This is a genomic window from Allosphingosinicella sp. (assembly GCF_036387615.1).
Lineage (GTDB): Bacteria > Pseudomonadota > Alphaproteobacteria > Sphingomonadales > Sphingomonadaceae > Allosphingosinicella.
Map to the genome: position 1 here is coordinate 20394 of NZ_DASVTH010000034.1, position 12284 is coordinate 32677.

At 65.9% G+C, this 12284-nt stretch carries 12 protein-coding genes; 7 read left to right on the plus strand and 5 right to left on the minus strand.

Annotated elements, in window-relative coordinates:
* The first annotated feature begins 62 nt into the window (after positions 1-62).
* Genes VF631_RS06820 through VF631_RS06835 form a run of 4 tightly spaced genes read left to right on the plus strand, consistent with a single transcriptional unit; the run spans position 63 to position 5192 of the window.
* Positions 63-1670, plus strand: a complete 1608-nt coding sequence (locus VF631_RS06820; RefSeq protein ID WP_431849530.1) for a peptide MFS transporter — start codon at positions 63-65, stop codon at positions 1668-1670.
* Positions 1670-3094: an amidohydrolase gene (locus VF631_RS06825; RefSeq protein ID WP_431849531.1), complete on the plus strand. Its 1425-nt coding sequence runs from the start codon at positions 1670-1672 to the stop codon at positions 3092-3094. The genes VF631_RS06820 and VF631_RS06825 overlap by 1 nt, the downstream gene beginning before the upstream one ends.
* Positions 3091-4506, plus strand: a complete 1416-nt coding sequence (locus tag VF631_RS06830; RefSeq protein ID WP_431849532.1) for an amidohydrolase family protein — start codon at positions 3091-3093, stop codon at positions 4504-4506. The genes VF631_RS06825 and VF631_RS06830 overlap by 4 nt, the downstream gene beginning before the upstream one ends.
* Positions 4503-5192, plus strand: coding sequence for an NnrU family protein (locus VF631_RS06835; protein ID WP_431849533.1), 690 nt, complete (start codon positions 4503-4505; stop codon positions 5190-5192). The genes VF631_RS06830 and VF631_RS06835 overlap by 4 nt, the downstream gene beginning before the upstream one ends.
* Positions 5193-5288: 96 nt before the next feature.
* On the opposite strand, the gene VF631_RS06840 is transcribed toward VF631_RS06835, so the two are convergent.
* The 4 genes from VF631_RS06840 to VF631_RS06855 form a co-directional block, all read right to left on the minus strand.
* Positions 5289-5726, minus strand: coding sequence for a hypothetical protein (locus tag VF631_RS06840; protein WP_431849534.1), 438 nt, complete (start codon positions 5724-5726; stop codon positions 5289-5291).
* A gap of 112 nt (positions 5727-5838) precedes the next feature.
* Complete coding sequence (locus VF631_RS06845; protein ID WP_431849535.1) at positions 5839-6228, minus strand: hypothetical protein; 390 nt, start codon at positions 6226-6228, stop codon at positions 5839-5841.
* A 67-nt stretch (positions 6229-6295) separates the two neighbouring features.
* Positions 6296-6895, minus strand: a complete 600-nt coding sequence (locus tag VF631_RS06850; protein WP_431849536.1) for a DUF1003 domain-containing protein — start codon at positions 6893-6895, stop codon at positions 6296-6298.
* A 24-nt stretch (positions 6896-6919) separates the two neighbouring features.
* A complete protein-coding gene (locus VF631_RS06855; protein ID WP_431849537.1) occupies positions 6920-8209 on the minus strand; it encodes a dicarboxylate/amino acid:cation symporter in 1290 nt (429 codons plus the stop codon).
* An 84-nt stretch (positions 8210-8293) separates the two neighbouring features.
* On the opposite strand from VF631_RS06855, the gene glmM reads away from it, so the two are divergent.
* Genes glmM through thiD form a run of 3 tightly spaced genes read left to right on the plus strand, consistent with a single transcriptional unit; the run spans position 8294 to position 11054 of the window.
* Positions 8294-9631: a phosphoglucosamine mutase gene (gene glmM / locus VF631_RS06860; RefSeq protein ID WP_431849538.1), complete on the plus strand. Its 1338-nt coding sequence runs from the start codon at positions 8294-8296 to the stop codon at positions 9629-9631.
* Positions 9631-9855: a DUF1272 domain-containing protein gene (locus VF631_RS06865; protein WP_431849539.1), complete on the plus strand. Its 225-nt coding sequence runs from the start codon at positions 9631-9633 to the stop codon at positions 9853-9855. The genes glmM and VF631_RS06865 overlap by 1 nt, the downstream gene beginning before the upstream one ends.
* Entirely contained in the window at positions 9852-11054 is a 1203-nt protein-coding gene (gene thiD / locus VF631_RS06870; RefSeq protein ID WP_431849540.1) for a bifunctional hydroxymethylpyrimidine kinase/phosphomethylpyrimidine kinase, read from the plus strand. The genes VF631_RS06865 and thiD overlap by 4 nt, the downstream gene beginning before the upstream one ends.
* A 14-nt stretch (positions 11055-11068) precedes the next feature.
* Here thiD and VF631_RS06875 read toward each other — a convergent pair whose 3' ends face one another.
* A complete protein-coding gene (locus VF631_RS06875; RefSeq protein ID WP_431849541.1) occupies positions 11069-12283 on the minus strand; it encodes an ABC transporter permease in 1215 nt (404 codons plus the stop codon).
* Position 12284 lies beyond the last annotated feature (1 nt).

The window sequence follows — 12284 nt, forward strand, 5'->3', positions numbered from 1 at the left end:
CTAGTTTGCCCCGCCAACGAGGTCGCCTGTCAGCAGCGGCCCATCTGCTTGGGAGAGTGCCAGTGGCGACCAGTCCTTATGCGGCCGAGGAAGGAAGGACCATTCTCGGCCACCCGCGCGGCCTTTTCGTGCTGTTCTTCGCCGAAATGTGGGAGCGCTTTTCCTATTACGGGATGCGGGCGCTGCTGATCCTGTACCTCACCAAGCACTGGCTTTACTCGGACGGCGACGCCTCCATCATCTACGGCGCGTACACGGCGCTGGTTTACATCACGCCGGTGATCGGCGGTTATCTTGCCGACCGATATCTGGGGCAGCGCAAAGCGGTGCTGTTCGGCGCCGTCCTGCTGACGCTCGGCCACTTCTTCATGGCGTTCGAGGGCAATGGATCCGGCCACCAGAACGACCCGGCCTTGAACATATTCTGGCTGGCCCTTGCGTTCATCATCGTCGGCTCCGGCTTCCTCAAGGCCAACATCTCGGTCATCGTAGGCCAGCTCTATCCGCGCACCGACGTGCGGCGCGACGGCGCCTACACCATCTTCTACATGGGCATTAATCTCGGCGCCTTCATCGGCACGCTGGTCGCCGGCTATCTCGGCGAAACCTACGGCTGGGGATATGGATTCGGAGCGGCCGGCTTCGGCATGCTGCTCGGCCTGCTCGTCTTCATGTGGGGCAAGCCTCTGCTGATGGGTCGGGGCGAACCGCGCGATCCGGCGCGCCTGCGCCAGCCGGTCATGGGGCTGAAGTTCGAATGGCTGCTGTACCTGGTTGGCGTTCTCGCGGTCTTCGTCGTATGGGCGTTGATCCAGTATCAGGAGCTTGTCGGCAGCCTGCTCGGCATCGCCGGCGGCCTGCTGGTGGCGTATGTCCTCTACACGGCGGTCGCCAAGCTGGACCGGGAAGATCGCGACCGCATCTTCGCCGCGATGCTGCTGATCGTCGGCTCGATCCTGTTCTGGGCGCTGTTCGAGCAGGCCGGATCGTCGATCAACCTGTTCACTGACCGCTACGTCGATCGCGGCGGCGTGCCCGCCTCGGTCTTCCAGTCGATCAATCCGGCCTACATCATCATCTTCGCGCCGGTGTTTGCATGGCTCTGGACCGCCCTCGGCCGCCGCGGACTCGAGCCCTCCGCACCAGCCAAGTTCGGGTTTGCGCTGATGCAACTCGGCGCCGGGTTCCTGGTGCTGGTCGCGGGCGCGAATGCGGTGGGCGTCGAGGTTCCGACTCCGGTGCTCTTCATCTTCCTTCTTTATCTCCTGCACACGACAGGCGAACTCTGCCTGTCCCCGGTGGGCCTGTCGGCGATGAACCGCCTCGCGCCCGCCCACATGGCGAGCCTGATCATGGGGACCTGGTTCTTCGCATCGGCGACCGGCAACTTCGCCGCGGGTCTGATCTCCGCCGCCACCGGATCGGAACACGGCACAGGCGAAGGCGCCGCCAAGGAAGTCGTGCTCGGCGTTTACAGCCAGATCGGCTGGATCTCGGTTGCGGTCGGCGTCGGCGTGCTCGTGATATCGCCGCTGGTGAAGCGGCTGATGCACCTCGACACACTCAAGGATGCCGACCACGCCATGGCCGGCGAGACTCAGTTGGCCGAGCCGATTGCGCCCGGCACCCGAACCCAAGGTGAACTCAAGCCCGGAGAGGCACGCTCCTGATGACATTCCGACTCCTGGCGGGGCTCTGCGGAGCCGCGCTTGTTGCTGCCTGCACCCAAGCCGAACGAGAACCACCACAGACAGCCTCGGCCAAACCGGCAGCGAACAAGCCGACGCCGCCCCGCCGGGCGCCCGAGGCTTTCCCGTCGACCTACCGTGCCTATCCCGGCGTGGTCACGGCGATCACCGGCGCGACCGTCTATGACGGCGAGGGCAACCGGATTGCGAACGGCACGGTCGTGCTGGCGGACGGCAAAGTCCAAGCGGTCGGCGGGCCGGATACGGCCATTCCGCAAGGCGCGACTCGGATCGACGCTGCCGGCAAGTGGGTGACGCCCGGGATCATCGATATCCACAGCCACCTCGGCAATTATCCCTCCCCAGGCGTCGAGGCGCATTCCGACGGCAATGAGGTGACAGGCCCTGTCCGCCCGGAAGTCTGGGCCGAGCATAGTATCTGGCCGCAGGATCCCGGTTTCGCGCGCGCGCTCGCCAATGGCGGGGTCACCAGCCTTCACGTCCTGCCGGGCTCCGCGAACCTGTTCGGCGGCCGCGGCGTGACGCTGAAGAACGTCTATGCCCGCACGATGCAGGGGATGAAGTTCCCCGGCGCGCCGCATTCGCTCAAGATGGCGTGCGGCGAGAATCCGAAGCGCGTCTATGGCGGGCGCAACCAGATGCCGGCGAGCCGCATGGCCAACGTCGCCCTGATGCGCCAGACTTGGGCCCGGGCGCAGGAATATGACCGCAAGTGGGACAAGTACGAGGCAAGCGGCGGCGAGCAGCCGTCCCGCGATCTCGCTCTCGATACGTTGCGCGGCGTGCTCGACGGCAAGATCCTGGTCCAGAACCACTGCTATCGCGCGGACGAGATGGCCAACATCATCGATATGTCGAAGGAGTTCGGCTACAAGGTCTCAGCCTTCCACCACGGCGCCGAGGCTTACAAGATCGCTGACCTGCTGCGCGAGAACAACATCTGCGGCGCGCTCTGGGCGGACTGGTGGGGCTTCAAGATGGAAGCCTATGACGGCATCAACGAGAACATCCCGCTGGTCCATAATGCTGGAGCCTGCGCGATCGTCCATTCCGACGATCCCAACGGCATCCAGCGGCTGAACCAGGAAGCGTCCAAGGCGCTGACCTATGGGCGCCGCGCCGGCATCCAGATCTCCGACGAGGTGGCCTGGACCTGGCTCAGCTTGAACCCGGCCAAGGCGCTCGGCATTGCCGAACGCACCGGAAGCCTTCGGCCCGGCAAGATGGCGGACGTGGTGCTGTGGAACGGCAACCCGCTCTCCGTCTACACGCGCCCCGAGCGCGTCTGGATCGACGGCGCGCTCATGTATGACGCCAACGATCCGCGGCGCCGGCCCGTCAGCGACTTCGAGCTCGGCCAACCGGGCGAAGGAGATGTGAAGTGAAGGCGTTTCTCGCAGCAGCAACCGCATTGACACTGGGCTTCTCGGCAGCCCCTGCGCTCGCCCAGACGATCGCGATTACCGGCGGCACGGTGGCGATCGGCGACGGTTCCGATCCGATCGAAGGCGGGACGGTGGTGATCCGGGACGGGCGCATCGTTGCGGCTGGTCGCGGGATCGCCGTTCCGGCCGGAGCGCAGGTGGTGGATGCAACCGGTAAGTGGGTAACCCCCGGCATGATCGCTGGCTTCTCGCGGGTCGGTCTGGCCGAGGTCGACGCCGTCGAGTCGACGAACGATGTCCAGGCCAATAGCGGACCGTTCAGCGCCGCCATCGACGTGGCTCCGGCGATCAATCCGCGCGCCGCCGCGGTCTCGATCAGCCGGGCGAGCGGGATCACTCGCGCGGTGGTGGCCCCCGCGACCGCGAGGAGCATCTTCGCCGGCCAGGGTGCGATCATCGACCTTGGCGCCGACATGCAGCCGATCACGCGCGCCCGCGCCTTTCAGTTCGTCGAGTTCGGCGAGCAGGGCGCGGAGGAAGCAGGCGGCAGCCGCGCCTCGACGCACGTGCTGTTCCGCAACGCCCTTCGTGAAGCCGGCGCGGTCAGCCGCACATCCACCGGCATCTCGGGGGGCAGCGCGGGGCCGCGGCAGGCGCGCGCGTCCGACCAGCGCGACCTCCCGCTCGAGGAGGTACCCGGACCCGACAACCAGATGCTCGGCGCGAACGTCAATCGCGGCGAGGACGTGCTGCTGACCCGTTTCGATGCGGCCGCTCTGGTGCCGGTGCTGACCGGGAGGCAGTTGCTGCTCGTGCATGTCGAGCGGGCGAGCGACATCCTGCAGGTGCTCGGGCTGAAGCGCGAGTTCCCCAATCTTCGCATGGTGCTGGTCGGCGCGACCGAGGGCTGGACCGTGGCGCGCGAGATCGCGGCTTCCGGCGTCCCCGTCATCGCCAACGCACTGGTCGATCTACCCGCCGCCTTCGAGCAGCTGGCCGCGACCCAGTCCAATTTCGGACGCATGCGGGCCGCAGGGATCAACGTTGCAATGGGCACGATCAACGAGGACGAAACCCGGATGGTTCGGGTCTCGCGGCAGAATGCAGGCAATCTGGTCGCCCTGACCAAGGTGCCGGGGGCAACTGGGCTCAGTTGGGGCGAGGCGCTCGCGGCGATCACCTCCCGGCCGGCCGAGGTGATGGGACTGGGCGGCGAGCTTGGCTCGCTGCGCGCCGGCCGCCGCGCCGACGTCGTGATCTGGGACGGCGACCCGCTCGACACAACTTCGATTCCGCAGATGGTGATGATCGACGGCGTCCAGCAGCCGCTCGACACCCGCCAGACCAAGCTGCGCGACCGCTACCTCAACCTGCGACAGGACCAGCTTCCGCCCGCTTACGACCCGCGGTGAGCGGCCTCGTCCTCCTGGCGCTGGGGACGATCGCCTTTGTCGGAACTCATCTGGCCATGTCGCATCCGTTACGGATGCGGCTGGTCGGACAGCTCGGTGAGGCCGGGTTCAGCCTGCTCTATTCGCTGGTCGCGTTCGCCACGCTTGGATGGATGATCTGGGCCTATCAGAGCGCCGATGCGTGGCCGCTGTGGACCGCGCCCGATCCGGCCTGGACAGCAGCCTCGCTGATCATGCTGGTTGCGAGCATCCTTCTGATCGGCTCGCTGATCCGCAACCCCGCCTTCCCGCATCCAGGCGCGGCCAAGCTGGCAAAAGCTCCGGCCCGCGGAGTCTACGCGATCACACGCCACCCGATGAACTGGAGCTTCATCCTGTGGGCGCTGACCCATATTGCCGTCTATGGCAGCTTGCGGAACCTGATCGTGGCCGCCGGCATCCTGGTGCTCGCGGTGGCCGGCTCGATCGGCCAGGATCGCAAGAAGCGAGCGCTGCTGACCGATTGGAGCCAATGGCAGGCGCGCACGTCCTTCATCCCGTTCGGTGCGTTGCTGAGCGGCCGGGCGAAGTGGAGAGACGCGCTTCCAAGCTGGATCGCGATCGTCGGCGGGTTCGTGCTGTGGCTGGCGGTGACGAGCCTTCACGCGCCACAAGTCTCGCTGCCGGGCTGGCTTGGGCTGATCTAGCAGAACGTGCGCCGGCGCAGGTTGACGCCTCAGCGGGTGAAGAACGCTGCGCTTCGAGCGGTCCGAAACCCGGCATTGCCTGGGGTAACGAGGTATCTACTCCGCCGCCTCAGGCCGCGCGGTGTAATGCTCGATGATGCGGCGCTTCATTTCCTTGCGAACCGCATTCATGTTTCCGGTGAAATCGTCGACCGCCCAGGGATATTCGATGCGCCATTTGTTGATCGAAAGATGCGTCGCCCGCGCGTCGCCGCTGCCCGTCGGGATGTAGATGACGGTGGGGGGCACCTTCTTCTCGGCCGCATAGCGGTCTTCGATGCGGCGGCTCATTTCGGATTTGACCGATTCCTTGGATCCGAAAAACTCCTGCGTCTCCCAGGGGTAGCTGATCAGCCACTGGTCGCCCCAGCGGTTGACCGCTTCGACATCGCCGTATTTGCTCGGGATGTAGATGACTTCCCGCGGCATGTTGTTCGCGGCGTTGCCCGGCGAGGCGCGGCGCTTCAGGAACTTGGTCAGATCAAACAGCGCCATCTCGGTCTCAATCCTCTGTTCGCGGCCTCGCCTCCCCAACTCTCAATCTCACGGTCGGCGGGGCGAGGGCAGTCCTATTCGTGGTAAATCGGCACCCTTGAAAGCGGTGTATCTAACTGGGACTAAACTGACGCCGAGGCCTAAGCCGCACCAGGCGCAAGGCCAGCGCCGCACCGGCAGCCGAAGCCAGGATCGGCACCGACAGCTCGGGTCGGTTCAACAAGGCAAGCACCGTCAGCAATGCAACCACGACCAGCAGCAGCACCAGGGCATTGCTGGTCGATAGCGCACGATAGGCAAGCAGTCCGACAAAGACATAATAGCTGCCCCAAGTCAGCGCGAAGGCGATCGCCATCATCGTCGGGAGCAACAGGAGAGGGGGAAGCTCCCCGCCCCGTTCCGCCGCCAGCGCGAACAGCCGTTCGGCGGCCCAGATCGCCGCGCCGGACGCGGCGAGGCTGGGGCCGGCGACGATCGCTGCATCGGCGGACAAGCTTCTCATACGCTTACCTTATCACCGAGAGTGCGCAGGCGGAAGCATCCGTGCCGGCTGTGCCGCAAAGGGACGCTCACGATTGCTGCTCGGTAATTTCGATCGCGTCGAGCACGGCTTCGGGCGCGACGTTACGCTTGAGCTCCTCGACCTCGCCCGCGTCATGTCGGACGCCCAGATGCTTGCTGATCGCGTCCACCATGGTCACCAGCTTGGTTACTTCGTGCTCGGACAGCAGGCTGATCTGCAGGTCGAGCTCCGCCCGCCGCTCGGCGAGCGCAGCCATTCGATTCTGTGTGATCAGGATGAAGGTAGACAGGAAAATCGCCTCGACGGAGGCGATCATCGCCAGCACGACGAAGGTCGGGTCCCAGGCAGGCAAGCCGGGGATCCAGCCGAGATTGCCAGTGATCCAGAAGCCGTAAACAGCAAGATGGACATAGACGAAGCGCATGCTGCCGCCGAAGCGGGTGATCGCGCCGGCGATCTTCTCCTGGGTGGAAGCCGCAGCGGCTTCGGCGCGGCGCCGTTCCTGCAGCGCATGGATGTTCCGCTGAAGCGCGCTGTTCAGGCTTTCCGGGTCCAGCGGAGCATAGGTCGGGCCCGAGGAGAGCGCGCCCGCGCGGTTTTGCTCAGATTGGCCGATCGTTCGAATCCTTGCTTGGTTCGAGCGCAAAACCTGCCGCAGCCCGGTCCGTTCCTAGGTTGCTGGATCGAGGCTCCCGCCTCCGCTGCGGGTGGCGGGGTCTTGGCTCGTCTCCTGGGTCTCGCCGGCCTGGCGACTGACCGTGGTCGTCACCGCCACATCCATCATGACGTTGCCAACCGTGCGCATGATGTCCGGCAGCACTTCCACCGCAATTAGGATGGCAAGCGCCTCGACCGGAGCGCCCAGGATGAGGCAGATCGGCGCGATCGAGGTGACGAAGCTCACCTGCCCCGGCAGGCTGACCGCGCCCATAGAGGTGAGCACGGCCGCCAGGATCGCGAATGCATATTGCGCGGGCCCGACTTCCACCCCGAACCAGCTCGCCACGTAAAGCGCGACCGCCAGGTTCATGGCGGGGCCGGTCGCGCGAAGGAGGGCCACCGCCAGCGGCAGTACGATTCCGGCGGTCCGCTCAGGCACGCCGAGCTGCTCCGATTTCTTGAGCATGATCGGAAGGCAGGCGAGCGAAGACTGCGTGCTGACGGCCAGCGCCTGCACAGGCGCAATGGCCTGTGCGAAGCGGCCGAACGGCACCCGCCCGCCGACCACGGCGAGCACATAGGCGAGCAGCGCCATGATCCCGCCGACGGCGGCAACCGTCAGAATATAGTGGATGACCGCTCCGAACGCCGCCGCGCCCGAACGCGCGCCGACGACGAAGGCGAGCGCGAAGACGCCGATCGGCGCGAGCTTCAGCACCCACTCGACGACAATGATCATCGCATCGGCGAGCGCGCTGAAGAAGCCAGTCAAGGCAACGCGGGTGTCTGCCGGAAGCCGGGTTACGGCGAATGCAAACGTGGCGGTGAAGATGATCAGCGGCAGGATCGCATCGCTCGACGCCGCCGCGATTACATTGGTCGGCACGATCGAGCGCAGGAAGTCCGCGAATGGCGGCACATCGGCGACGGGACCCGTGTTGGTGAGCGCCGCGCGGAGCGCAGCCGCGGATTCCACGGGCATCGGAGCCAGCGACAGGAACAACGGCGTGAACACCGCCCCGACAATGGCGGACAAGGTCATCAAGGAGATGATCCAGACGGTCGCACGGCCCGCGATCGCACCGGCCTTGGCGGCCTCGGCGGTTTGCGCGATCCCGGTGACGAGCAACGCGATGAGGAGCGGGACCACCGTCATGCGCAGGCCGTTCAGCCAGAGCGTGCCGATCGGGTCCGCCACGTTGGCGGCGGCCATCCCGAAGTCGGGCGCGATTGCGGCCGCCGCAATGCCGAGCGCCAGCCCGGCGACGAGCGCGAGAAGGATGCGGGTAGCCTGCGACATGCTCGCCCTTTTCAAATCAACAAGCTATCAGCCTGTCGGGAACCAGCCGGTGATCGGCAAGAGAAAATGAAGCGGGCAGGAACGATGACGCGCAAGTTTTTCGGCACCGACGGGATTCGCGGGCTGACCAACCAGATGCCGATGACGGCGGCGATGGCGCAGAAGGTCGGCCAGGCCGCAGGCGCTCATTTCCTGCGTGGGCAGCACCGCCACCGTGTCGTGGTCGGCAAGGACACGCGCCTGTCCGGCTACATGATGGAATCGGCCCTCATCTCCGGCTTCACCAGCGTCGGCATGGATGTGGTGATGGTCGGGCCGATGCCGACGCCGGCTGTCGCCTTGCTCGCCCGTTCGATGCGCGCGGATCTGGGCGTGATGATCTCGGCCAGCCACAACCCCTATCAAGACAACGGCATCAAGCTGTTCGGGCCGGACGGGTACAAGCTCACGGATGCGGACGAGCTTGCGATCGAGGCCCTTCTGGAAGCGGAGCCGAAGCTTGCCCCGGCTTCCGAGATCGGCCGCGCCCGCAAGATCGAGGATGCGCGTGGGCGCTACATCCACGCCGCCAAGCTCACCTTCCCCGAGCATCTGCGCCTCGACGGCGTCAAGGTGGTGGTGGATTGCGCCAATGGCGCCGCCTACCAGGTCGCCCCGGCCGCGCTCTGGGAACTTGGCGCGGACGTGGTGGCGATCGGAGTGAGCCCCAACGGCCTCAATATCAATGATGGCTGCGGTTCGACCGATACCGCGCTGCTGCAGCGCAAGGTCGTGGAGACCGGCGCCGATGTGGGGATTGCGCTAGACGGCGACGCCGACCGGCTGATCGTAGTCGACGAGACCGGGCGCGTGGTGGACGGAGACCAGCTGATGGCGCTGATCGCCACCGGCTGGAAGCGGCACGGGCTGCTCCACGGCGGCGGCATTGTCGCGACGGTAATGTCGAACCTCGGCCTCGAACGGTATTTGCAAAGCCAAGACCTGACGCTCGAGCGGACCAAGGTCGGGGATCGGTACGTGCTCGAGACGATGCGCGCCAAGGGCTTCAATGTCGGCGGCGAGCAGTCGGGCCACATCATCCTCAGCGACTATGCCACGACGGGCGATGGGCTGGTTGCAGCCCTGCAGGTGCTTGCCGAACTGGTCGTGACCGGGCGGGCGGCAAGCGAACTCCTCCATCTGTTCGATCCGCTGCCTCAGCTCCTCAAGAACGTGCGCTTCCAGGGCGGTGCCCCGCTCGACACGCAGCCGGTGCAGGCGGCGATCGCTGATGCCGAGGCGCGGCTGTCGGGAAGCGGCCGGCTGGTGATCCGCAAGTCGGGCACCGAGCCGCTCATCCGGGTCATGGCCGAAGGCGAGGATGAAGGGCTGGTCGCGCAAGTGGTCGATCAGATTTGCGAAGCGGTAAAGGCGGCCGCCTGATGCTGGAGATGCGGCCCGACTGCGAACGGTGCGGCCGAGACCTGCCGCCCGGCAATGAGGCGGCGAGCATCTGCTCGTTCGAGTGCACCTTCTGCAATGATTGCGCAGCAGAGTTGAAAGGCACCTGCCCAAATTGCGGCGGCGGGCTCGTGCGACGCCCGGCCCGAGCCGAAGCATTGCTGGAGCGCTACCCCGGCTCGACGGAGCGGCGGTTCCGGAATTGAGCGTCCCGCGCATCCTGATCATTGCAGGCTCGGATTCGGGCGGTGGCGCCGGCATTCAGGCCGACATCAAGACCGTCACCATGCTCGGCGGCCACGCCATGACGGCGATCACCGCCATCACCGCCCAAAACACTCTTGGCGTTGACGCGGTCATGCCGGTGCCTGCCGAGATGGTGCTGAAACAGATCGACGCCGTGCTGGGCGACATCGGCGCGGATGCGGTAAAAATCGGGATGATCGGCTCGGCCGAAACGGCCGAGGCGGTCGCGGATCGTCTGGGCGGCCTCGACATTCCGATCGTGTTCGATCCCGTGATGATCGCGAGCAGCGGTTCCGTGTTGGCGGACGAAGCCACGATCGCGGCGTTCCAGCGGCTGATTGCGATCGCATCGGTGGTCACTCCCAATGAGCCGGAACTGTCGGCACTTTCAGGGATGGAGATACGCGGCCGAACCGATCGGGACATGTCCGTGGAAGCGGTCATGGATCGGACAAGATGCCGCGCCTTGCTCGTCAAAGGCGGCCATCAGCTGGCGGAGGGCCAAACTCACGAGGTAGAAGACTGGCTGTTCGACGAAGCGGGTAACGAGCATCATTGGCGCGCCGCCCGCATCGAGACAAAGCAGACGCACGGAACCGGTTGCACGCTCGCCAGCGCAATCGCGACTTACCTGGCGCGGGGCTGGGATCTGCCTCGGGCAGTTGAGGCCGGCCGTACTTTCGTCCGAATCTCGCTCCGCGAGGCTCCCGGCTTCGGTCGCGGACACGGCCCGATGGGACAGCAAGCCGTTCGCCTCGACGCTCCGCTCGGTGATGAACCTGTCTTGAACCAGCTTACATTGCCCACCGCTGATTACGAGGCCAGCACTCGCTTCTACCGGACACTTGGCCTCAGCCAAATCGTCGACGCGCCACCCCGTTATGCCCGCTTCGAATGCCCCGGCGGGGCGACCTTGTCATTGCATCTGGACGAACGTGCCTTTGCGGGCGCGACCGTCATCTACTTCGAAGCGAACGATCTTGACCGGCTGGTCCAGCGCCTCGAGGCAGCCGGGCTCGCCATCGACAGCATGCCGCAGGATCAGCCCTGGCTATGGCGCGAGGCGCGGCTGCGTGATCCGGCGGGCAACCCGATCTGCCTGTACAGCGCCGGCGAGAACCGCCGCTTCCCGCCCTGGCGACTCGATCGACGGGACTGAAGCTTCGACGGCGCTCAGCTCCTGCGGAGCCGCCATTTCGGGCGCGCGCTCCCCGGTGTGCCGGACTTCATCACGTTGCGCCGGAACAGGCTCGCCGTGATCTTGATCGTGAGCCAGACCCACAGCGCCTGCCAAGCGAGCGCCAGCAGGTGCGGCCAGAGCTCGGGCGTTTGAGCGGCGCGGGCGATCATCGCGAGCGGGGAGCTGAACGGGAACACCGCGGCGGCGATGCCGATCGGGCTGTTGAACGGGCCGACGGCGGCCGAGGCGAACAGGAAGATCAGCATCTGGCCGACCGTCACCGGCATCGACAGGATCTGCACCTCGCGCACGGAAGCGGCTTGGGAGCCGATGCCGAGGAAAAGCGCGCCGAGCAGCAGGTAATTTGCAGCATAGTAGACGACAACCAGAGCCACGAAAATCGGCCACCCTACCGCGGGTGTAGGAAGCCCCCCTCCGCCGCCTTCCGAAGGGAGGAGCAGGAGGCCCATGCCGGCGAAGGCGGCCCAGACGGTGATGCCGACCAGCGACACGGCCAGCATCGCGAACAGCTTACCAAGGAAGATGGCGTCGACCGGGATGGCGGCGGCGAGGACTTCGATCACCTTGTTGGATTTCTCCTCGACCAGGTTCGAGAGCAGCATGCCGGCGAGCAAAACGGTGACCATGAACAGCAGCAACTGCCCCGCGCGCGCGGTGAGAGCGCGCAGCGAGGCGACCGAACCTGCCGATTCCGACACTTTTTCGAAGCCGACCGTGAGCGATTGCGCACCTTGGCGGGCGCGAAGAGCATCGTTGACGATCAAGGTCATCTGGGCGCGGATGCGGCCTTCCTCGTTGATGTCGCCGGTCAGCTTGGGCCTCGCCAGCCCCCCCGTCAGGACCGCGAGGATCTTCTTGTCGCGCGACGCGAGAAGCTCGCGGACCTGGGCGTCGATCACATAGTCGGGCTCGGCGCGGACCAGTTCGGGCAGGCCATCCTCGCCGAAGCTCGCCTGCACGCGCTCGCGCGAGGCGACCAGCGCATCGAACTCGGCGGGCGAGGCGATCACCGCGATGTTCGCGCGGGTATCCTGGCGGGCCATCTGTTCCGTCAGCCGCCCGAACAGGATCGACACGCCGATGATGAGCAAAGGCGCGAACAGGAAGGCCAGGAAATATTTGGTCCAGACGGTCGCGACGAAATCTCGGCGGGCGATCACGAAAGCGGATCGGAACAGGTTGCTCACC

Coding starts and splice junctions, on each gene's coding strand:
- VF631_RS06840 (WP_431849534.1), bottom strand. CDS start 5,726: ATGGCGCTGTTTGATCTGACCAAGTTCCTGAAGCGCCGCGCCTCGCCG.
- VF631_RS06855 (WP_431849537.1), bottom strand. CDS start 8,209: ATGTCGCAGGCTACCCGCATCCTTCTCGCGCTCGTCGCCGGGCTGGCG.
- VF631_RS06845 (WP_431849535.1), bottom strand. CDS start 6,228: ATGAGAAGCTTGTCCGCCGATGCAGCGATCGTCGCCGGCCCCAGCCTC.
- glmM (WP_431849538.1), top strand. CDS start 8,294: ATGACGCGCAAGTTTTTCGGCACCGACGGGATTCGCGGGCTGACCAAC.
- VF631_RS06825 (WP_431849531.1), top strand. CDS start 1,670: ATGACATTCCGACTCCTGGCGGGGCTCTGCGGAGCCGCGCTTGTTGCT.
- VF631_RS06865 (WP_431849539.1), top strand. CDS start 9,631: ATGCTGGAGATGCGGCCCGACTGCGAACGGTGCGGCCGAGACCTGCCG.